The following is a 19,059-nucleotide window of genomic DNA, read 5'->3' on the forward strand; positions in this document are numbered from 1 at the left end:
GACATGCCCGGCCCCGTGACCTTCCCGACAGCAAGCGCGTACCATGGCCTCATTCAGACTGTGGATGTTCCGTGCATGCAACGTCACATATGCTTCCTGGTCTACCCGGGCTTCGTATTGCTCGATCTGAGTGGCCCGCTCGAAGCCTTCTCCAACGCCAATCGTGCACGCCCTCCCGGCTATCGGTTCACTGTCGCTTCCCTTGAAGGCGGATTGATCAGCGCTTCGAGCGGACTGCAAGTCGCGACCGACGCCTTGCAGGTGGTCGAACACCTCGACACGCTGATCATCGTCGGCGCCCCCACCGCGCCGATCGAAGACAGGATGCTGCCGATGGCAGCAGCGATACGGCAGATGTCCCCGCGTGCTCGCCGTACAGCCAGCGTCTGCACTGGCGCCTTCCTGCTGGCGGAGAGCGGCCTGCTCGACGGTCGTGTCGCGACCACGCACTGGAACTACGCGCCGCAATTGCAGGCACGCTATCCGTCACTGCGCGTGGATGGAGATCGAATCTGGACCGAAGACGGGAATGTCTGGACATCCGCCGGCATGTCGGCGGGCATCGACATGGCTCTGGCGATGATCGAGCAGGACCTGGGCAAGGACGTGTCACGCTCCGTCGCACGCATGCTGGTTGTCTACTATCGGCGACCCGGTGGTCAGTATCAGTTTTCTTCGTTGCTGGATTTCGACCCTGGCTCGGACCGGATCCGCACGGTGTTGAGCTATGTGCGCGATCATCTGCGTGACGATCTGTCAGTCGAACGCCTGGCAGACGTCGCACATATGAGTGTGCGCCAGTTTGGCCGCGTGTTCGCGGCATCGGTCGGGGTGACGCCGGCAAAAGCTATCGAGCGCCTGCGTATCGAGTCGGCGCGGCCACTGGTCGAGGACGGGCAGCAGACATTCGAGGAGATCGCCAGGTGCTTCGGATTCGGTGATGCCGATCACATGCTCCGCAGCTTCGTGCGAGTCGTGGGGCGCACGCCACAGGAACTGCGTCGCAGCGCCCGTCAGGCTAAAGGCAATGGGGCCGGGAAAAAGGTCGATCCATCACCCGCGTAAGCGCAGACACGTACAACTCCCGGGCCTGGCTCAAGCCAGCAATTGGGTGATCCACCGAGCCTGCCGCGCGATGTCCTGCACCGTCTCTTCGGGTACGGCCTGCTGCGCCCGGGCAAAGTGGCTCAGGGTCTTCTGTTTCTGGCGCAACTTGCGCTGCCACTTGACCAGGAACGCCGGACTGCGGGCCTGCATCAGCAACGGGCCGAAGTACAGCTCTTGGGCGGTGTAGATCACCGGTCCGGCACGCTCGGCGACGATGATTTCGTAGTCGAAACGATTTTCCCGCAGCACGTCCTCGCAGAGGATGCGGTAGCCGTTGTCCATCAGCCATTGGCGCAATGGCTGCTCGCCGCCGTTGGGTTGCAGGATCAAGCGCTCCTGACCGCTCAGGTGAGCCTTACCGCTGTCGAGGATATCGCGGATGGTTTCGCCGCCCATGCCGCAGAGGCTGACCGCCGTAATCCCGTCTCCCGGCTCGATTGCCGCCAGGCCGTTGGCCAGGCGCACGCTGACCTGCGAGTCCAGGCCGTTCTCGCGCACGGTGCGGTTGGCCGCGTGGAACGGCGTCAACGCGACCTCGCCGGCCACCGCGGCCACGATGGCGCCACGGCGCATCAACGCCACCGGCAGGTAGCCGTGATCCGAGCCGATATCGGCCAGCCGCGCACCGGCTGGCACATGTGCCGCCACGCGCTCCAGGCGCATGGACAATGTCTGTTCGTTCAACTGCGGCCCCTTTCACCACGAACGTCCGGTGCCTTTGGCCGGATCGGGGCGTGATTCTGTCGAGCAATGCCGCGCATTTCAAATTTATGTGACCGGGGTCATGCCCCCTTCACGCAATCACTCGTGCATACACCGATCTGTCGACGTTGCCACCGGACAGAATCACCCCCACCCTTTTTCCCGACATGGCTTCACGCTCCGAGATGAGCGCTGCCAGCGCCGACGCACCGGCCCCTTCGGCAAGGTTATGGGTATCGGTGTAATACACACGCATGGCTTCGGCGATCTGGTCATCGCTGACCGATACGATCCGCGCCGCACCTGCCGCGTAGACGGCAAAGGCTTCGGGAATCGGCTTGCGCACGGCAAGGCCGTCGGCAAAGGTGTTGGCCGAGGCGGTTTCGCGAATTGCGCCAGCATCGAACGACAACTGTGCGGCCGCCGCCTCCGTGGAAACCACGCCAACCACCTCTGTTCGCAGACCCAGCGCATCGCGAGCGGCGATCACCCCGCAAATCCCCGATCCACAGCCAATCGGTACATAAACGGTGTCCAGGTCCGGCGCGGCGTTGAACAGCTCCAGCGCATAAGTGGCAACGCCTTTGACCAGTTCGGTGTGAAACGGCGGAACCAGGAACAGATCATGGGCCTGCGCCAGGCGTGCAGCCTCTTCACGGGCATCATCGAAATCCCGGCCATACTCGACCACTTCAGCGCCAAAGCTGCGCATGGCGTTGTTCTTTTCTACCGAGTTACCTTGCGGCACGACGATCAACGCCTGCAAACCCTGTGTGCGAGCCGCCAGTGCCAGGCTCTGGCCATGGTTGCCGCGAGTAGCGCTGACAATGCCCTTCGCGCCTGGGTGCTCGCGTTTGAGCCAATGCATGAACGTGATACCGCCACGTACTTTGAAGGCACCGGTAGGCGTGTGATTTTCGTGCTTGACCCACACCGTGCAACCCAACCGCTGAGCCAGCAAGGGCCAAGGGTACTGGGCGGTGGCGGGCATGACCTGGTAAACGTGGCGAGCGGCCTGTTCGATATCTTCGCGAGTCAGTGTGTGCATGAGTGGTCCCCCTGAGGTTTTGCCCAGTCTGAACAACGATGCCGTATTGCGGCTTTCAAAAAACCGACCTGACTTTTGTCCCCGCTCTTCACTACTATGGTGCTCATGAGTGCTCGAAATCCCCTGTCGCCAAAGCCCCTGTCCGAACCGGTCCGTCGTATCGAGGCCGGCCCCTGGGCGATCGAATTGCTCCCCGGCTGCGCTTACGCGACCCGATATGTCGCGACCCAGGCGGGAATCGGCTTTGCCTTCGACAGCCAGCGCGGCCTGCACGCCATCGGCAGCGACCGCATACGCCCCTTCGAGGCCGTGCCCAACGGCCTGGCGTTCGTTCCCGTCGGGTGTGACGTGTTGTCCGAATCACCCCAGGGCGGTGAGTACCTGCGGGTGATGCGCACCGATGGTGTTGCATTGGACGGGGATCGTGCCTTCAACAATCGCATCGACCAGCAGGCCACTGCCCTCGCGTGGCGAATGCGCGCCGCGCTGTTGCAGCCCTCCGTGGAGGATGATTGGGAAGTCTGGGCACTGGCATTGTCCGAGCGGGCGACGGGTAGCGAAGCGGTGTCGACAGCCCCCCATGGCTCGATAACCGGCAGCCGCATGCGCTTGCTCGATGAGTTCATTGATGCAGGCCTCGAAGGCCCGTTGAGCGTACCGGCGATGGCGGGCCTGCTGGGATTGTCCGAAGGGTATTTCATGCGGGCCTTCAAGAGCGCCACCGGCAAAAGCCCGCACAGTTACCTGATCGACCGACGCCTGGCCAAGGCCCGCGCGCTGATGCGCGATTCGACCGCCACTCTGACGGAGATCGCCTACACCTGCGGTTTCAACTCCCAGGCGCACATGGCGACCACCTTCAAGCAACGCCTTGGTGTGAGTCCGGTGCAGTTGCGTCAGTCTTTTGGGTTCAGTTAGCGCCTGGTCATCAACCGTTTTTTTGCTGTTTCATGGGACAGCCTTACCTGGAATCCCTGGCCCGCTTGCGCGCGGCCTTAGCAAACAGCCAGTAGAGGACGAGGAGCAAGGGTATTGGCAGGACCAACAGCAGCAATGCGCGAGTAACGTTCGACAGGTCATTGCTACCGAAATTATTGTCGAGTTCGGCCAATGGAATCATGATCATCACAACCGCTCCCAGGTTGCACATGCAGATGGCCATGACCCGGTAAAAGATTCGCCATGGCCTGGAGGGATGGTCGATGTTCTTGGTAGATGGCGGGATAACGCCGGGGCTGGGCATCACGATACAAGTACCAATGCCCCCGACAATGGACTGAAAGAAAAAGACGAACATTGTCAGTGTCATGAGGGGCCAATCAAGTAGGTGAAAGCGCGCATAAGGAAAACGCACTCGATCCCGACTCAGCTACAGGGCCATGTTTTGTCATGACCCTGTAGTTGTGTTTGCAGAATTGTTTACCAGCGCATGCCTTTAAACGGGTTCCATCCCTGTTCGCCCTTTTGTTCCTTGAGGTAGTAGGCGTAGTTGGTCGAAAGGGCATAAAGCAGATTGAAAGCGAAGCCCACGGCAAAGTTGACCTGCTTGGTGAAGCCAAAGTCGACCAGTGCGAATACAGCGTCCAGAGCGAAGGAAATTGCAACCATGATCGCAATCAGCGTCAGGTTCTTTTTCCAAAGTCCCAGCACAAACAGGTAAATCGGCCCGAAGAAGAACGCAATGATGTTTGCGTTGATGCTCATCTTCTGTTTCAGGGGAAGTTGCTGCAGTGCCGGTTTGTAACCCGGTGCATTGGGCGCACCGTGAGCATCGAAGAACGCAAAACGCGCCTGCCATTTTGCGCTGTACTTGCTGCTGCCTTGCACTTGATCTGTAGAGTTCATTCGATAAGTCCTTTAGTCCCTGAATGGTGTGTTGCTTCCAGATATCCCTGGTGTTGCTCCATGCCTGGCCTGGCAGGCATGTCGAGTGGCCACCAGGACAGCCTATGGAAGCGATTTTCGAACTAAAGTTCCCACGCCAAAGCGATTTTTTTAAACACCCGTTACTGGTTGCGGCGCAAACGTGCTGCTTTCGGCCTGGCACGGCCTTTCAGGCAAGGTTGAAAATACTGTGCAACCCAGGGAATCGAACGGTGCCGCGGCGGTCCAACACGCGGCAGGGCAATGGGCGCGAGATGCCCAACGTATCGCCTGCCGACCGCCATTGCCCATGGGAGAACCCATTGTCAGCTGTATTTTTGCGTCAAGTTTTCCGGTTCGCGATCGTGCTCTTTTGCGCAGGCACCTCGTCCTCGGTACTCGCCTGCCCGGCAGGGCAGTCCCAGGTCTGCATGGTCGCTTGTTTTTGTGCTCCAGGTTCCGAAGAGGAAGCTGGATCGATCTTCGACGACATGAACCAGATGGCGGCCTCCGGATTGCAGAGCTGGATCGTGCAATCGCGCAACTCCGCGGCAACGGGCGATATCCGGCCAATCCCGCTGAATATCCGGGCCCAGCTCGAACCCTTCTATGACATTCAAGTGCTCGATTCGGCGCGCTACAAGGTCGGCGATGATGTGGAGCTGAACGCCGCACACACCATGCTGCAGAATCCCGATGTACGTGCGGTCACCCTGATAGACATTATCGTCTTTCGAAATCCCGACGATGCACTTAACGATGTCGCGTTGTGGGCGCATGAGTTGAAGCACGTGCAGCAGTACCAACAATGGGGCGATCGCGAGTTTGCCACTCGTTATACCCGTGATTACGAAGCCGTCGAGGCGCCTGCCTACGAGATTCAAGCACAGGTCTCCAGAGCGCTGCGGGCCAGCCAGGCTCGGGCAGAATCGACTCGACTTCCTTGAGTTCAAAGGGGCATGTCTTATATGTGCCCGTTAGTCTTCAAAACGCCCCGCGCTCTCTCGATCGCGTTCATAGCGTCGGGTGAGCGCGAACGCCGGCAACCAGGCCTCACGGCGCACCGTCCAGCTCTCGTAGGTTGGTGTCAACTGATCAGGGGCATCCAGGGATCCGAGGTTTACCTCGACTTCGTCTGCGCTGCGTGAAAACACCGACGAACCGCACTGCGGACAGAAATGCCGCCCGGCGTAGTCACGGGTTTCACCTTCGATCGTCACTGCATCCTGATGAAATATCGCGGACGCGTGGAACAGCGCCCCATGATGCTTGCGGCAGTCGAGGCAGTGACAAACGCCAACCCGGAACGGGCGCCCCGACGCGACAAGGCGCACCTTGCCGCACAAACAACCGCCGGTGAATCGGTCCATGCGATGTCTCCTCCAGGCCGTGCGAAACGGCGTATCAGCGTGGAAACAGGAGCGTCACGGCGGCGCGAAAGCCCCAGCCTTGCGGCCCGTCTTCCGGACTGTCAAGCCAGTAGCGCGGGCCGGCTTGCACCGTCAACGGTTGACCGCCGATCTTCAACAATTGAGTCACCGTCAGGTTGACCGGTACCGCCCACTCGCGCGATTGCCAATTGTAGGTCGACTCGGTGTTTACCCCGTAGGTCGTGTATGTATGAGTGGTGTACGAGAGGAAGGGTTGCAGGAAGGTCTGGTTGACCTTTTCCTTGTCGTCCGGCGGGCTGTCGTCCAGGCCCCAGATATGGTTGGCCAGAATGCCTCGGGTCCAGCCATTGGATTGCTTCAACGCCACCGCCGTCGGGCCGAGGCCCCATTGCTCGCTGCCGAGCAATTCATCACTGCCGGTCGGTATCAGCAACGCCGGGCCGCCACCGAGTATCCAGCCACTTTCCGTGGGCTTGGTCGGTGAGAAGAAAAAACTCTGGGTGATATCCCCGGTGCCGGATTTGTCCGCCGCGCCATTGGGGGCCAGGCCGTGCTGGTCGATAATCGGAAGAATGGTTCGGGAGATGAGGTTCCAGTCTTCGTTCAAGGCAAACGGCAGTACAGGCTGGATATTGGTGACACTGTGCATGCCCTCCCCGGTCGGTCCCATCTTCTGGTCCCAGTTGTACTGCACCGGCAGGCTGTACATCGCCGCGACCGGGTTGAGGGCTTTCTTCGCCAACTCTGCCGAATCGTCGGCCTGAACCATCGGGATGAAGCCCAACGCAACGACGAGTGTCGACGCGGTACCCATCCATTGTTCTTTCAAATCCATCTCACTCACCTTTAGACGCCAAAACCGGCGCTGCAAAGGGTTAGCGTAGGCAACTGTGATCGAAGTGCAATTTCCCCCGCCCCGTGTTTAACAGTTTTTGAGAGTTATTGATTCGGATTATCCCGCTGCTACAGGCAGCATTCGGCCCGCATTGACCGGCGTGCAAGCACCTGCTTTGCGTAACCGTGCGGCGAGTACCCGTGCCTGAATACAAGGCGCGCGGACCAATGCCCGGGGCCAGGTCGGAACCCGAATGACAACTTTCATCACTTGAGAACCAAAAACATGGGCATGTCGAATAAATGGATTGCGGGTATTGCTTTGAGCTGTGTATTTCAGGTCGGCTGTGTCTCGAAAGTCGCGCAGCAAGAGCAATACTCGGGCTTCCTGGGCAATTACCAGGGCCTGGAGGAGCAAACTACGCCGAGTGAGCAGAAAGTATTGCGCTGGGTATCGCCAGGGTTCGATCCACGCGCGTATTCCACTGTGGTGTTCCGGCAGATGGAACTGTATCCATCCCCGCAGCCGACCGCGCGCGTCAGCCTGAAGACCCTGCAAGACCTGCAACTGATGGCCAGCAACAGCGTCAAAACCGCCTTTGCCCGCCGCTATGCGATCGTCCCTTATCCGCAGCTGGCGCCAACCGATTCGCGGTCGCTGATCCTGCAGGCGGCGATCACTCACGTCAGCGCCAACAATGAAGGCATGCACTGGTACGAGGCTGTTCCAATCGGCGCCATTGTCGGGGCGACACAAGCAGCCACCGGGCATCGGGACCAGACCGCCGAGATGTACATCGAAGCCAACCTGATCGACGCCAAAACCGGTATGCCGGTCGCGAAGATCGTGCGCAAGGTATTCGGCGAGACCATCAAGAATGCCGAACAGCCGATTGTTGCCAATGACTTCAAGGTTGCACTCAAAGGCATGACGGACGACATGCAGGCCCTCCTCCTCAAGCGTTGACGTTCAGGCAAACCCCATCGCTAGCAGACCGGCATGGGGTTTCAATCTGATACCCCGCCGCGTTTTCCCTCTGACAAACCGTTAGCCGTACCAACGCCTGACGCGAGACTCAATGATGAAAATTCTGGCCCATACCCTGGCGATCCTGATGCTGTCCCTGAGCACCAGCGCCCTGGCTGCGACCGTGGTTCCCCTCAAAGGTCAAACCTCCCAGACCATCCAGCAGGACACCAGTGCCTGCCAATCCCAGGCCAACGCGCAACATCCGGTGCAAAGCACCGTACCCTCCGGTGGTCGGGTCAAGGGCGCCGCTACCGCTGCGGTAGCCGGTGCGACCGCGGCAGAAGTTCGCGGCCGCCAACATGAAAACCTCTATGACCAGATCGACGACGATACCAGGCAAGACTATCGCCAGAACCGCGCACACAGTGCCGCGGTTGCCGGCGCCGTCGTGGGGGGCTCCAGGCAACGCCAGGAGCGCCGGCAGAATATGAAAGAGAGCGAACAAAGCATCACCGCCAACAATTCCGTCTACAGCAGCTGCCTGCAACAACGTGGCTACGATGTCTTGCCTTGATCGCCGACGACAATGGCGTGAAGTGTTTGTGCCCCTGCCGTCATACTCGCGTCCTGGCTTCCGGCCACCTGCGCCCGCTTAAAAAAAAGCCCCGGGCCCTTCATGAAAGGACTCGGGGCAAAGCCGTAGAACGAGAGGTGAGGATCGTTTACGCCGCGACAAACAAACCATCGACGCGATGTGCGTCAACGCTCCTCGAGATCCATTTAAATCGGTAACGCCCCTGCTTCAAAGCTAATAAGAATCAAAAATAATCTTTAGCAAGCCAGGTGCACAAAAATACAATCATTGATTTGTATCCTGATAGTTCAGGCTGAAACTGAAGCCTGTCGGAACAACGAGGTTAGTTGATTCAGGCGTGGCTGCGCGCAAACCCACCTGCCCCGGCTTGCAGTTTTCGGATAGCGCAGCTAATCCATTCCAAGCATTATTCATGGTGTCAAAATCGAAAACCATGGGTCATCCGGTAATGCTTTTTCTTTGTTTGATTGAACTGATACCTCTGACAGGCCGGGCTGCTTGCCGAACCGCACGCCTCTGAAACGAGCCCGTCCGGCTTTGTAAATGCAACACACCGTGCACCCTCCGCCTGGCCCTCATCTTCGTTCACTTCCCAGACCAGAATGTACCGAGCCAAATCCGGCCCCTATACTCAGGCCAGCACCGCCTGAACGGAAGATTTCTATGAGCTACACCTTCAAGTTGAAAAATGGCGCCATGGCGGTATTCGACCCCGACAACGCCATGCTTTCCATTACAACACCCCATGGAGATGTACAGAATTCCACGCTAGGTAGAGCTGAGTCGCGTCTGTTGGACCTGCTGCTCATGGAGCCAGGTGTCACTAAAAGCCGCGATGAAATCATCGACTACACCTGGAATGACCGCGTGGTTGCCTCCGGCAGTTTGAATCAAACGGTTTTCTCACTACGCAATATTCTCAATGACAGTCGAGATCACGAGATATTGATGACTGTTCCTCGACGAGGATATTGCTTCAACCGGCAATGCGTAGTCGATGCCGAGGCAGACGTACCGGCACCCCGAGAGGAAACAGCGCAGCCACCCGCGCCCATCACTGAGCAACTACCGCCACCGGGTGGCGGTGAACGACTGGTACCTTCAGGTAAAACCAGTAGATCCACCCGCATTACAAAGGCCCAGCTGATCGCTTATGTCGTTACGCTGGCAGTCGTTGCCTTTACTATTTTTCAATTCGACTTCGACGCGCCAAAAATTGAAATTTCCAGTATCGACAAGAATGGACTGGTCATACACGCCGTGGGCAGCGATCTTGCCGAGGCCCAAGCGCTGATGGATCTTTCGGTCAAACAAACTGAACAGCTACCGCCAAACCTGAAGGGCCAGGTCTGGATCAACCTCTATAAAGCCAATTATTCCGTTTCGTGTATCCGCCAGGATCAAAGCACTGCAAATCTGCAATTGAACAGCAGCGAAAGAGACCTCGCCTTGATGATTCGTCAATGTCTGGAAGTCACCTTATGAAGTTCGGAATTCCACAAGCCCTTCACTGGCCTCTTATAGTCTTGATCAATGCACTGTGCGTTTTTTCTTTTGTCTATTCACCTTCGCACTACATGGAAAATACCAGTTACCAGACGAAATCCCGACAATGGCTGGAGGATCTCAACCAACTCAACACGGAAGAGTACCTCACTATCGGGCATGGTCGACTCACGGGGACCACACTGGAAAGCCTGAATGGAAAAATCCGCAACGCGACCATCTCGGCAAATATAATCGGAGAAAACAATACACACGTCGAGATCAAGGTCAGCAATATCAAACTCAGCCAGGACAATGAACTTTTTGCCATTGAAAAGACCCCCGACCTGTTCTTCAGGCGTCAATATGTCTTGCAAGAAGGCGCCATTCTAAACTATGAGTTGATTCCGACCCAGGATAAAAACGCCGTGTGTTTTTACATCCATGAACTTGGCCGCCTGCGCTGCATGAACCATTGATCGGTCTCCCGCAGCGACTCGACACCCGCCTGGCACAGATTCAAATCAAATAACTCTCAAACAAAAATAACACTTATTGATTTGAATCAAACGTCTCTCCTGTCAAAAATCCCTCGCCGATCATCCTTGGAATCGAGCCAGCTTGATTCTCGCCCGGGACAATGCCCTATACAGGAGAATCAAGTGAAAACCATGCATTTCCTGCGACCCCGCAAATCGACGACTTTCGGATTCATGGCGGTCTTTTTTTTGTCTGCCATGCCACTCTACTCGTTGGCGCACGACGAGCGTTCCGTCGAAAGCACGACCATTGAATATTATGAAATTGAAACAAGCCCGGATGACAGCCAGAAACTGTCGCATCTGAAGATTCAAAGTGAGAATGAGTATCATACGGACGAGCAGGACAATGATTCTGCTCTCCCTGCCCCACCACAAAGTGATGCCGGCATGAGCTACGCCAACTGGCTCATACTACTTTGAGGCGCGTTGGATTCGCAGGGGCAAGCGCTGACTGGCCACTTCCGGCGACCTGAAAAATATGAGTTATTGACTTTGGCAGGTGCCATCGAAGTGAGATTATTTGCAGCCCAAGTCGTGGCAGAGATGCAGCTGACATTCTGCACTGCCTGAATAAACTGTTAATAAGGAATCGCCTCGATGCTACTGAAAAACTTCGTCACCGTGTCGTTTGGTTTATTGCTTTCCCTCAAGGCCATGGCCGACGACAAGGGCGTCTACAGTGCCAAATTGACGAGTATCGAAACCAACAAGAAGGCCCCAAGTACCGTGAAAACTGGCTATCAGGTAAAAACCGGTTATCGTATTGACGACTTTTACTCCTTTACAGCAGCAGCCATTGACCCGATGAAACCCCAATCGCAGATTTTCAGTTCGAAAATCGATCCGCGCAACGTTCAACACATGGACGACTCACCGTTGAACAGCAAGTACGCATTTTCGGCAGAGCTGGAACTGATCCGGGGACTCTGACTCCCCGTTCGAAGTGGGTCGATCTCACCGACAGCAAGGACGCCCAATCGCGTATCTACTCCATGTCTGCCTGTCAGGCTTGACCCTAATCATTTAACAGATGAGCCTTCAATTTCATGAGTATCGCACCGCCCGACGAGATCTTTCATTTGTCTTCTGCCTTGCCGAGCCAACTGAATAGAACAATAGGCAAATGGGAAATGAGCCTTATTCCGACCGAGCATGAAGCGCGCATTCGGCAACACAAACTCTTTCACAGTCCGCAACTGCAGTGCAGTCGCCTTGAGTTCGACTCTTCCGTGACGCTGGTCAGTTCTGTCCCTGCCGGATGCGTGACATTCGCCATCTCCCAGGCCCCGATTGGGCGCCCCGTCGTAAATAATCACAAACTACGGCCTGACGAAGTCATCGTACTGCACAGCGATGAATCGGTGCATTACACCTGCGAACCGAATGAAACACTGTTCACCATCACCACGACACTGGAAAACTATAACCGGTGCCGCCAACACCACCCTGTCATGGATATCCTTGCAAACCGGACACAACACAGCTTCCAGGCTGAAAACTTTCAATTCATACAATCGGCCATTCAAGCCATCAGCGCTTGCTGTGACGACATCAATGACGCGGCTTCAGCACAACGCAGCGAAGCAGAGGGTTCGGCGATTGAAAGTGCAGTACTCGCTTCTCTGTTGCAGTCGTTGACGCCCGCAGGCGGTGTCAGCCGCAAAGTCCCGACAAGAAGAAAAGTGGCGATAGAAGCCATACAGTACATCCATGAAAACACAAAAAAAACCCTCACTATAAAGTCGCTCGTAAGGCAGCTTGAAACCACCACTCGCACCTTGCACTTTGGCTTTATTGAAACCTTCGGGATATCGCCAATCGCTTATATCAGAAACTTGAGGCTCGCCAGTGCCCGTCGCGACCTGATCAATAAAACGTGGCCCACCGTCACAGAAACCGCGATGTTCTGGAACTTTCACCATCTGGGCCGGTTTTCCAAGGCGTATCAGATCGCTTACGGAGAGACGCCGTCGGAAACGGCCAGGCGCAACTCAGCCAGGCCCAGGAACACACCCGTTTACAATCAGGCCGCCGGCGATAGAAATCATCGTTAACAGGTATTTATCAAAACCCTGTAAATGATGATTAATGATTTTCCTTGATTAACCACGGGTATCCAAAATTGCTTATTTGCCTACTCAAGGAGATAAGCATGCAACATCGAATAAACACGCTGCCACTCAAGCAGAAAATCGCACTGTGCATAGCCGTCTATGCAAGCGGCATCTTATTGGCCTGGGTAATTGACTGGTACTGAAGTCGTTTAATCCACGACGACAGGATGCACAGTGAAATAATGATAGCTCGGGGTTTGTCGATGGTTGCCGCATATAAAGCGTTACTTGGAAGGCACGCAGTCACTGTCTGTCTGATTGCTGCAGCGGGTTGGGCCGCTTGGCTCTGCGCTGGAGGATTGGCGGAGCCATTCATTGCACGGAAGTTGAATAACGTTTATGCCGATCTGCGTGCTGCTCAAGTGGAGCCCAATGCGCAGATCGACAAAGTACTGGAAACCCTCGGCGATCTTGATCGCTCGGGTCAAGAGTGCTCCGCCGAGCAATACTCGCAACTGGCTAACCTGGTCAAGAACCTGCGATTCGTTGACCAAGCGGCAATTCAGTTGCCCAATGGCAAGATCTGCTCCTCCTACGGACAGGAACTCTCGTCGATACTACCCGGTAACGACAAACGCAAATTCTCCGTTGGCAAGCGAACCTACTGGGTCGATTCCGGCCATACGGTTTCTGCGGACACCGACTTTATCGTTGTGTCGGAACAGTCAACCTACGTCTGGGCAAACAAGAAGATCCTGCTCGACAACTTGAAGTTTCCCGAGGACCTGCAACTGGACCTCATCGGCCCCGGCGGCGCGGTACCCATTGCTTCCACGGGCCCCACGCCGCTGACGATGCGCAAGCCCTTCCACCTGGAGGAACTGGTTATCTCGGCAGACAAGGTCCTGATCGCCTTTGCAGGCAACCGAAATGAACTGATCTCTGTCGTTTCTCTTCCGTTGAGCTACCTGACAAGTCTCAAATTCAAATTATTCATTGGCCTTGCGTGCGTGTTCGCAGCGCTGCTCTTGCTCGCAAGGTGTATTCAACGACATTACACCTCTACCGCCGTACGGCTGCGCAATGCCCTTAAAGCCAACGCGCTGGGGGTTCACTATCAGCCTATCGTCAACTTGACGACGGGCTATCTGGTGGGCGCCGAATCACTTTCCCGATGGAACGACAACGGCACTCAAGTGCCTGCGGATGTTTTCATTGCGGTGGCCGAGAAGTCCGACTTGATCCGCAAACTGACGCGTTCGGTGATTCGGCAAGTGGCGGAGGATTACAGCACCTACCTATGGGCCTGCCAGGACTTCTACATTACGGTCAATCTTTGCGCCCAGGATATTCAGGACCCGAGCTTCCCGGACTATGTGGCCAGCGTGCTGGCAACCTACAACATGCCTGCGTCCGCCATGGCCTTTGAAATCACCGAAAGGACCCTGCTCGATCACAAACCTGCCGCCCTGCAATTGCGACGGCTTCGGGCCTGCGGGCATCGCATTGCCGTGGACGATTTCGGCACCGGTTATTCCAACCTCTCGCTCCTCGATTCAGTGCCTTTCGACATTCTGAAAATAGATCGCTCGTTCATCGCAGACGACAAGATCGCAGCCAAGGACGCCTTGTGGCGCCACATTGCCCAGTTGGCCAGGTCGCTAAGGCTCAAGGTCGTGGCCGAAGGTGTGGAGAGTCAGGAACAACTGCCGCATCTGGTTTCGGAAGGGGTTCTACTGGCGCAAGGCTGGTTGTTCTCCAAAGCACTGCCAATCCAGGCGTTGGCCAGACGCTACTTTCAATGCCCGGAAAACGTGCCGCCCTACGACCCAAAAATATCAATCAATGATTTCTATTAACCCCTTATGGCCCTTCAAATGTTCGCCGAACCCTAACACCAGACAAACCTGTACAAGGACTCCACCACACATGCTACTTCGAAACCTTGGCTTCGCTTCACTGCTATCGCTGCTGTCTTTTCAGGCGCTCGCTGATGACAAAGGTTTATATCTTGGAGCTGGCGTAAGCAGCATACAGACCGACGAATCCAGACTGGACGACGACGACACCAGCTACAAGGTTTATGCCGGGTATCGCGTCAATAGCTACCTGGCCTTCGAGGGTGCCTACGTCGACCTGGGTCAATTCAAGGACAAGAATGTCGATTTCGAAGGCAAGTCGGCCCAGGCTGCCGCCCATGTGGGCTTTCCACTGGGCGATCGGATGCGGGTGTTCGGCAGTGTCGGTGCACACGCCTGGGACGCCGACGGCAATGCCACCGACGATGATACCGGGGTTGATCTGACCTACGGTGTCGGCCTGGAGGTCGATGTCTTTCGCAACATCGGCCTGCGCGCCGAATACGAAGTGCTGGAGGTCGGAGAGATCGACCTGAATCAGACGACTGCATCCGCCTATATGCTTTTCTGACAACGCTACAACTGAGCGACCTTGCGGGTCGCTCAACTCTCGATCATGGTGCGAACTCCCTTTCAGGCGAAATCAGGATTCCTTCGGTTCTTCTGCCGGGGCCGGGTACCACTTGTCCCTGGGCACCCATTTCTCTTGTTGCGGATCGCCCAGGTAGTGCGGCGACATGATCTGCACGCCGTACTCGTTGAACACATCCTGGATATTGGCGTGCAACATGCTCAACAGCACGGCGCGCGGCCGCGGCTGGCTGGGAATGGCCTGGGCCACCAGCCGGTATTCCGGGTAGAAGTCCGACAATGCCGTCTGGAACACCTGGGCCGGCGGTACTTCGAGAACCCCCGGCGTGCGTTTCGCGGCCTCCAGCAACATCGCCTCCACCTGCCGCCACGGCGTGTCGTAGCCGATGGTCACGATGGTGTCGACCACGTAGCCGGGGCCTTGTACCACCCGCGAGTAGTTCTTGGTGACGGTACCGGTGATCATCGAGTTGGGCAGGGTCAGCACCTCGCCCAGGCCGGTGCGAATGCTGGTGGTGAACATGCCCAGTTCGGTCACCGTGCCTTCGTAGTCGCCGATGCGCACAAATTCGCCGGGGCGCAGGGTTCGGGTGTAGGTCAGGATCAGCCCCGCCGCCGCCTGGCCCACCACGCTGGTGGCGCCCAGGGAAATCATCAGGCCGATCAATACCGACAAGCCTTTGAAGGCATCGGTGCCGGCACCCGGCAGGTACGGATAGGCCATGGCCAGGGCAAACAGCCAGATCGCCAGGGACGTGAGGCGTTGGGTCGGTTGCAGGGTTTCATGGTTCAGCCAGCTGAGGGTTCCCGGTGCAGCCATGCGCCGTAGTATCCGCCGCATGAACGCGGTTGCGCCGCGGGCGATGAAGAAGATCGCCAGCGCCACGCCCAGCCCGGGTATGGCGCCGACGATCCCTTGCAACAGATAGCCGCCGAGCTCCAGCAGATAGTTGTTGAGGCTTTCGCCCCAGGGACGGGTATAGGGAAAGCGCGACAGGACAAAGCCCAGCCATTCGTAGGTAAGCAGCAACACGACGATCCAGCGCACCAGTTCCAGCAGGCGGCTGGCCAACGGATACAGGTAATTGGCGTCGAGCAGCGGCACCCTTCCGACTTTCAGGGCCTGGGTGTGCCGATGCATCAGCTCGGGCAGTTTCTTCAGCACTCTGCGGCGCAGGTACGACATGCCGAACAGCAGCGCAATGTAAATGCCGGTGGCGAGCAACGCGGCGACCATGGAGCGCAGGATCAACTGCAGGCTTCGAGCTTCCCGGGTTTCGGCGACGACCTGGCGCAGCTTGTCGGCCGCGGCTTCGGCGGCCTGCTGAACCGAGTCGTATTCGGTCTCGTCGAAGTCCTTGGGCGAAACGATAAAGGCGCGCCGGCTACCCAGCAGCACCATGTAGCTCTTCATGATCGGATCGATAGAGACATTGAGGTCGTCGGCGTCATCCAGCGCCTCACCGATCACCGCTTTCGCCCGTTTGACCCGCGAGGCCGGGGCTTCACCGAGGAGGGTCGCGCGAAACACCATGATGCTGCGGTTGGCCACTTTCAATTCAACGGGAGCATCAACCGCTTTCGGTGCGTCTTCAGCCCACAATTGCACCGACCAGAACATCCCGAAAACAGTAAACATTACAGCGAGCAGCCTGCTCCGCATGTGTCGGATCCTTACGTCACGAAATTCAAATCGAGAGTACGTACCGCAGCGTAGTTCACCGATGAACGGTTGTCAGATTTGAGCTAGTTGCGCACCTGGCTCAAGGATTGACCTGATACCCCTTGCCCTGCAGACAACTGCTATAAGCCGACGCGGTATTCGCCTGGGTGGTTTTCTCATCCGCCCGACGTTCCTGGCGCTGGCGCGAGCCGCCAACCACCATCCCGGCCGCTGCCGTCGATTTGGCCCGGTCCTGGCGATAGTCCTGTTTTCTGTCATCGTCGACACGATCATAAGCATCGTCGTGCTGATTGCCGCGCACCTGGGCCGCCGTCGCTCCAGCGACCGCCCCCACAGCGGCACCCTTGACCCTACCGCCGGAAGACGTGGAAGACGTCGAGGCGCTTTGGCTGGCGGCAATGCTGTTGCATTCGTTGATGTCGGCCTGGGTTTGTTGCGAACTTTGCCCTTTCATCGGCACCACCGATTGTGCCCATCCAGGGCTACTCAAAACGGACAATGCGATGCACAGGCTGACCGGTGAAAACCTTTTCATGATGACCTCCGACAGGCTTGCCACAATGGGCAGGCCTTGGGGCGACTGGCGGGCGGCAAGCGACGTCGTGCGTCGCCTGCCGATCGGATGGAGCAACTGAAAAGTGTAGTTCAACGGCACCGCAGAGAAGGACTTCCGAACAAGCGGTGGGAGTTGCTCCCACAACTCTATGTGTGATCTGCGGATGCGCGGTTACTCAGGCGGATCGAGTTGATCCAGCGCCCGATTCACCGCCAGTTCTCCGAGCATGATCACCTGCGCAATGCCCAGCAGCGCATTGCGGCTAGTGCCTTGCAGATGATCCACCAGATCGTTGGCCATGACATGGGCCGAAGCCAGCGACTCGCAGGCGTGCACCAGCAGGGTCTCGGTACAGAGCTCGGGATTGACGATGAACATGCTGCCGGGTTTGCGCGGTGTGGCCATGATGCCGGGGCCGGGGTTGAGGTAATGATCGAGGGCGCGCTCGGCGGCTTCGTGGAGTTTTTGGGAGTCGAGGCTTTCGTACGGGGATGTAGGATCGGTGTCCGGCGGGTTGGGTGTGACTTTGAACATAGTGAAACTCCAGTACTTATTAAGTTGGAGCCATCACTTTCGCTACCAAACGAAGGGTGGTGGCCATACGCAGGTTGGTAGACCGGAGTACTGGAGCCGGCGCCTCCGAAGAGGCCCTGCGCATGACCACCATAAAAAACAGAGACCAAAATGAGCATCTGCTTAATGTGTCGTTACGCGCCAGACTCCGGGCTACCAAACCCGATCGCTGCTGTTTTGCAGCGACCGGCCAACGATAGAACCCGCCCCCAAGACACACAAGCCGGCGGATTCTGGCGTAGCTGTAGGCAATGACGCAAGCCGTTGTAGCTTGCCAGACGTAACGCTGACAGCCGTTAAACAACCTCTTAAACACCCCCAAATAGGACAGCCAACACAAAGAACTGTAGGAGCGAGCCTGCTCGCGATGAGGGCGTGTCAGTCAACATCTTGCTTACTGACCCACCGCTATCGCGAGCAGGCTCGCTCCTACAGGGTATGTGGTGTTAGTCAGGCATTGGTGGTCAGCGGATAGAGCTTGTCATCGAACTGCGCCAACTTCGGAAACACCAACGGCTGATCATCACTCAGATGCTGCAACCGCTGTCCGTAATCAACCAGAAACTGCTGGCGCGCTTCGTCGCTGATGTACGGCACATGCCAGGCCACGAACGGTTCCAGCACGTCAAAACCGACATACGCCAGCGTGCCGCGCAGGATCGGCCGCAGCATGTCCTCCAACGGCCCATGAATCGCGCCCTCTCCAAACATGTGTTCACGCCCGCCCAGGGTCACGGTCACCAGCGCCTTCTTCCCAGCCAGACCACCCTGATCGTAGAAGCGCTTGCCGCCATAGCAGATGCCGGACACCAGCACCCGGTCGATCCAGCCCTTGAGCATGGCCGGGGCGGAGAACCAGAAGATCGGGAAGTTGAGGATCAGCAGGTCGGCCCACAGCAGTTTGTCGAGTTCCGCCTGGATGTCCGGCGCCAGCGACTGGCTCTTCACGCCCAGGCGTTGTTCCAGGGCGTAGACCAGGTACTCGGGGTTTTCCCGATTCGAGAAGTCCGCGTCGCTGGCCACCGGGTTCCAGTTCATTTTGTACAGGTCGCTGACCTGCACTTCGTGGCCCTGGGCTTCGAGGGTGGCGACGGCCTGGTCGCGCAGGGCGGCGGTGAAGGATTGCGGTTCCGGGTGGGCGTGGACGATCAGTACTTTCATGGTGATTCCTTAGACTTTTCCCAGCGTATCGATTGGAGGTGGAG

General features: G+C 57.3%; 23 protein-coding genes. 12 read left to right on the plus strand and 11 right to left on the minus strand.

What is annotated here, in order from left to right; all coding sequences use genetic code 11:
- Nucleotides 1-75: 75 nt before the first annotated feature.
- On the plus strand, nucleotides 76-1,065 hold the full coding sequence (locus tag AC3ITA_RS15090) for a GlxA family transcriptional regulator (protein ID WP_489277661.1): 990 nt from the start codon (nucleotides 76-78) through the stop codon (nucleotides 1,063-1,065).
- A 30-nt stretch (nucleotides 1,066-1,095) separates the two neighbouring features.
- Here AC3ITA_RS15090 and AC3ITA_RS15095 read toward each other — a convergent pair whose 3' ends face one another.
- Nucleotides 1,096-1,791 (minus strand): tRNA (adenine(22)-N(1))-methyltransferase, encoded by a 696-nt coding sequence (locus AC3ITA_RS15095; protein ID WP_489277663.1) that lies wholly within the window; start codon nucleotides 1,789-1,791, stop codon nucleotides 1,096-1,098.
- 109 nt (nucleotides 1,792-1,900) lie between these two features.
- Nucleotides 1,901-2,857 (minus strand): threonine dehydratase, encoded by a 957-nt coding sequence (locus AC3ITA_RS15100; RefSeq protein ID WP_489277664.1) that lies wholly within the window; start codon nucleotides 2,855-2,857, stop codon nucleotides 1,901-1,903.
- A gap of 96 nt (nucleotides 2,858-2,953) precedes the next feature.
- Between AC3ITA_RS15100 and AC3ITA_RS15105 the strand changes: the two genes are divergently transcribed.
- A complete protein-coding gene (locus tag AC3ITA_RS15105) occupies nucleotides 2,954-3,775 on the plus strand; it encodes an AraC family transcriptional regulator (protein ID WP_489280791.1) in 822 nt (273 codons plus the stop codon).
- A gap of 43 nt (nucleotides 3,776-3,818) precedes the next feature.
- Here the strand turns inward: AC3ITA_RS15105 and AC3ITA_RS15110 are convergent, their stop codons facing one another.
- Together AC3ITA_RS15110 and AC3ITA_RS15115 are read right to left on the minus strand one after the other, a co-directional pair.
- Nucleotides 3,819-4,154 carry a hypothetical protein gene (locus AC3ITA_RS15110; protein WP_141249985.1) on the minus strand — a complete coding sequence of 112 codons (336 nt, stop codon included), beginning with the start codon at nucleotides 4,152-4,154 and terminating at the stop codon, nucleotides 3,819-3,821.
- Nucleotides 4,155-4,276: 122 nt separating this feature from the next.
- Nucleotides 4,277-4,702 carry a DUF2628 domain-containing protein gene (locus AC3ITA_RS15115; RefSeq protein WP_095942076.1) on the minus strand — a complete coding sequence of 142 codons (426 nt, stop codon included), beginning with the start codon at nucleotides 4,700-4,702 and terminating at the stop codon, nucleotides 4,277-4,279.
- A 293-nt stretch (nucleotides 4,703-4,995) separates the two neighbouring features.
- On the opposite strand from AC3ITA_RS15115, the gene AC3ITA_RS15120 reads away from it, so the two are divergent.
- Nucleotides 4,996-5,667 (plus strand): eCIS core domain-containing protein, encoded by a 672-nt coding sequence (locus AC3ITA_RS15120; RefSeq protein ID WP_371918211.1) that lies wholly within the window; start codon nucleotides 4,996-4,998, stop codon nucleotides 5,665-5,667.
- A 30-nt stretch (nucleotides 5,668-5,697) separates the two neighbouring features.
- Here the strand turns inward: AC3ITA_RS15120 and AC3ITA_RS15125 are convergent, their stop codons facing one another.
- Both AC3ITA_RS15125 and AC3ITA_RS15130 read right to left on the minus strand, forming a co-directional pair.
- Nucleotides 5,698-6,090, minus strand: coding sequence for a GFA family protein (locus tag AC3ITA_RS15125; protein WP_150672555.1), 393 nt, complete (start codon nucleotides 6,088-6,090; stop codon nucleotides 5,698-5,700).
- 34 nt (nucleotides 6,091-6,124) lie between these two features.
- Nucleotides 6,125-6,925 carry a transporter gene (locus AC3ITA_RS15130; RefSeq protein WP_371918210.1) on the minus strand — a complete coding sequence of 267 codons (801 nt, stop codon included), beginning with the start codon at nucleotides 6,923-6,925 and terminating at the stop codon, nucleotides 6,125-6,127.
- Between the two features lie 306 nt (nucleotides 6,926-7,231).
- Here AC3ITA_RS15130 and AC3ITA_RS15135 point away from each other — a divergent pair, with 306 nt between their 5' ends.
- Both AC3ITA_RS15135 and AC3ITA_RS15140 read left to right on the plus strand, forming a co-directional pair.
- Nucleotides 7,232-7,912, plus strand: a complete 681-nt coding sequence (locus tag AC3ITA_RS15135) for a DUF3313 domain-containing protein (RefSeq protein WP_095942073.1) — start codon at nucleotides 7,232-7,234, stop codon at nucleotides 7,910-7,912.
- A 115-nt stretch (nucleotides 7,913-8,027) separates the two neighbouring features.
- Entirely contained in the window at nucleotides 8,028-8,489 is a 462-nt protein-coding gene (locus tag AC3ITA_RS15140; RefSeq protein WP_489280793.1) for a hypothetical protein, read from the plus strand.
- 285 nt (nucleotides 8,490-8,774) lie between these two features.
- On the opposite strand, the gene AC3ITA_RS15145 is transcribed toward AC3ITA_RS15140, so the two are convergent.
- Nucleotides 8,775-8,945 (minus strand): hypothetical protein, encoded by a 171-nt coding sequence (locus AC3ITA_RS15145; RefSeq protein ID WP_414928759.1) that lies wholly within the window; start codon nucleotides 8,943-8,945, stop codon nucleotides 8,775-8,777.
- A 228-nt stretch (nucleotides 8,946-9,173) separates the two neighbouring features.
- Here AC3ITA_RS15145 and AC3ITA_RS15150 point away from each other — a divergent pair, with 228 nt between their 5' ends.
- The 7 genes from AC3ITA_RS15150 (at nucleotide 9,174) to AC3ITA_RS15180 (ending at nucleotide 15,021) form a co-directional block, all read left to right on the plus strand.
- Nucleotides 9,174-9,995: a transcriptional regulator gene (locus AC3ITA_RS15150; protein ID WP_095943528.1), complete on the plus strand. Its 822-nt coding sequence runs from the start codon at nucleotides 9,174-9,176 to the stop codon at nucleotides 9,993-9,995.
- A complete protein-coding gene (locus AC3ITA_RS15155) occupies nucleotides 9,992-10,474 on the plus strand; it encodes a hypothetical protein (RefSeq protein WP_095943529.1) in 483 nt (160 codons plus the stop codon). Before AC3ITA_RS15150 ends, AC3ITA_RS15155 begins: the two co-directional genes overlap by 4 nt.
- Before the next feature lie 192 nt (nucleotides 10,475-10,666).
- The gene (locus AC3ITA_RS15160) at nucleotides 10,667-10,957 is read left to right on the plus strand and encodes a hypothetical protein (protein WP_489280795.1); all 291 of its coding nucleotides are present in this window, start codon (nucleotides 10,667-10,669) and stop codon (nucleotides 10,955-10,957) included.
- A 177-nt stretch (nucleotides 10,958-11,134) separates the two neighbouring features.
- Complete coding sequence (locus AC3ITA_RS15165; RefSeq protein WP_095943530.1) at nucleotides 11,135-11,467, plus strand: hypothetical protein; 333 nt, start codon at nucleotides 11,135-11,137, stop codon at nucleotides 11,465-11,467.
- A gap of 116 nt (nucleotides 11,468-11,583) precedes the next feature.
- Entirely contained in the window at nucleotides 11,584-12,591 is a 1,008-nt protein-coding gene (locus tag AC3ITA_RS15170) for an AraC family transcriptional regulator (protein ID WP_095943531.1), read from the plus strand.
- Nucleotides 12,592-12,854: 263 nt separating this feature from the next.
- Nucleotides 12,855-14,450, plus strand: coding sequence for an EAL domain-containing protein (locus AC3ITA_RS15175; protein WP_489277667.1), 1,596 nt, complete (start codon nucleotides 12,855-12,857; stop codon nucleotides 14,448-14,450).
- 70 nt (nucleotides 14,451-14,520) lie between these two features.
- Nucleotides 14,521-15,021 (plus strand): outer membrane beta-barrel protein, encoded by a 501-nt coding sequence (locus AC3ITA_RS15180; RefSeq protein ID WP_046037049.1) that lies wholly within the window; start codon nucleotides 14,521-14,523, stop codon nucleotides 15,019-15,021.
- Nucleotides 15,022-15,093: 72 nt separating this feature from the next.
- Here AC3ITA_RS15180 and AC3ITA_RS15185 read toward each other — a convergent pair whose 3' ends face one another.
- From AC3ITA_RS15185 to AC3ITA_RS15200, 4 genes are all read right to left on the minus strand, one after another.
- Nucleotides 15,094-16,704: a mechanosensitive ion channel family protein gene (locus AC3ITA_RS15185; protein WP_489277670.1), complete on the minus strand. Its 1,611-nt coding sequence runs from the start codon at nucleotides 16,702-16,704 to the stop codon at nucleotides 15,094-15,096.
- Nucleotides 16,705-16,804: 100 nt separating this feature from the next.
- Nucleotides 16,805-17,260 carry a YMGG-like glycine zipper-containing protein gene (locus tag AC3ITA_RS15190; protein WP_095943603.1) on the minus strand — a complete coding sequence of 152 codons (456 nt, stop codon included), beginning with the start codon at nucleotides 17,258-17,260 and terminating at the stop codon, nucleotides 16,805-16,807.
- 192 nt (nucleotides 17,261-17,452) lie between these two features.
- Entirely contained in the window at nucleotides 17,453-17,815 is a 363-nt protein-coding gene (locus tag AC3ITA_RS15195; protein WP_095943537.1) for a DUF6124 family protein, read from the minus strand.
- Nucleotides 17,816-18,304: 489 nt separating this feature from the next.
- Complete coding sequence (locus tag AC3ITA_RS15200; RefSeq protein WP_095943538.1) at nucleotides 18,305-19,015, minus strand: NAD(P)H-dependent oxidoreductase; 711 nt, start codon at nucleotides 19,013-19,015, stop codon at nucleotides 18,305-18,307.
- Nucleotides 19,016-19,059 lie beyond the last annotated feature (44 nt).

Source organism: Pseudomonas sp. GL_090 (assembly GCF_057837765.1).

Coding starts and splice junctions, on each gene's coding strand:
- AC3ITA_RS15200 (WP_095943538.1), bottom strand. CDS start 19,015: ATGAAAGTACTGATCGTCCACGCCCACCCGGAACCGCAATCCTTCACC.
- AC3ITA_RS15140 (WP_489280793.1), top strand. CDS start 8,028: ATGAAAATTCTGGCCCATACCCTGGCGATCCTGATGCTGTCCCTGAGC.
- AC3ITA_RS15160 (WP_489280795.1), top strand. CDS start 10,667: ATGCATTTCCTGCGACCCCGCAAATCGACGACTTTCGGATTCATGGCG.
- AC3ITA_RS15105 (WP_489280791.1), top strand. CDS start 2,954: ATGGTGCTCATGAGTGCTCGAAATCCCCTGTCGCCAAAGCCCCTGTCC.
- AC3ITA_RS15145 (WP_414928759.1), bottom strand. CDS start 8,945: ATGGTTTTCGATTTTGACACCATGAATAATGCTTGGAATGGATTAGCT.
- AC3ITA_RS15180 (WP_046037049.1), top strand. CDS start 14,521: ATGCTACTTCGAAACCTTGGCTTCGCTTCACTGCTATCGCTGCTGTCT.
- AC3ITA_RS15190 (WP_095943603.1), bottom strand. CDS start 17,260: ATGAAAAGGTTTTCACCGGTCAGCCTGTGCATCGCATTGTCCGTTTTG.
- AC3ITA_RS15170 (WP_095943531.1), top strand. CDS start 11,584: ATGAGTATCGCACCGCCCGACGAGATCTTTCATTTGTCTTCTGCCTTG.
- AC3ITA_RS15185 (WP_489277670.1), bottom strand. CDS start 16,704: ATGCGGAGCAGGCTGCTCGCTGTAATGTTTACTGTTTTCGGGATGTTC.
- AC3ITA_RS15100 (WP_489277664.1), bottom strand. CDS start 2,857: ATGCACACACTGACTCGCGAAGATATCGAACAGGCCGCTCGCCACGTT.
- AC3ITA_RS15135 (WP_095942073.1), top strand. CDS start 7,232: ATGGGCATGTCGAATAAATGGATTGCGGGTATTGCTTTGAGCTGTGTA.
- AC3ITA_RS15125 (WP_150672555.1), bottom strand. CDS start 6,090: ATGGACCGATTCACCGGCGGTTGTTTGTGCGGCAAGGTGCGCCTTGTC.
- AC3ITA_RS15165 (WP_095943530.1), top strand. CDS start 11,135: ATGCTACTGAAAAACTTCGTCACCGTGTCGTTTGGTTTATTGCTTTCC.
- AC3ITA_RS15130 (WP_371918210.1), bottom strand. CDS start 6,925: ATGGGTACCGCGTCGACACTCGTCGTTGCGTTGGGCTTCATCCCGATG.
- AC3ITA_RS15155 (WP_095943529.1), top strand. CDS start 9,992: ATGAAGTTCGGAATTCCACAAGCCCTTCACTGGCCTCTTATAGTCTTG.
- AC3ITA_RS15090 (WP_489277661.1), top strand. CDS start 76: ATGCAACGTCACATATGCTTCCTGGTCTACCCGGGCTTCGTATTGCTC.
- AC3ITA_RS15115 (WP_095942076.1), bottom strand. CDS start 4,702: ATGAACTCTACAGATCAAGTGCAAGGCAGCAGCAAGTACAGCGCAAAA.
- AC3ITA_RS15150 (WP_095943528.1), top strand. CDS start 9,174: ATGAGCTACACCTTCAAGTTGAAAAATGGCGCCATGGCGGTATTCGAC.
- AC3ITA_RS15110 (WP_141249985.1), bottom strand. CDS start 4,154: ATGTTCGTCTTTTTCTTTCAGTCCATTGTCGGGGGCATTGGTACTTGT.
- AC3ITA_RS15175 (WP_489277667.1), top strand. CDS start 12,855: ATGGTTGCCGCATATAAAGCGTTACTTGGAAGGCACGCAGTCACTGTC.
- AC3ITA_RS15120 (WP_371918211.1), top strand. CDS start 4,996: ATGCCCAACGTATCGCCTGCCGACCGCCATTGCCCATGGGAGAACCCA.
- AC3ITA_RS15195 (WP_095943537.1), bottom strand. CDS start 17,815: ATGTTCAAAGTCACACCCAACCCGCCGGACACCGATCCTACATCCCCG.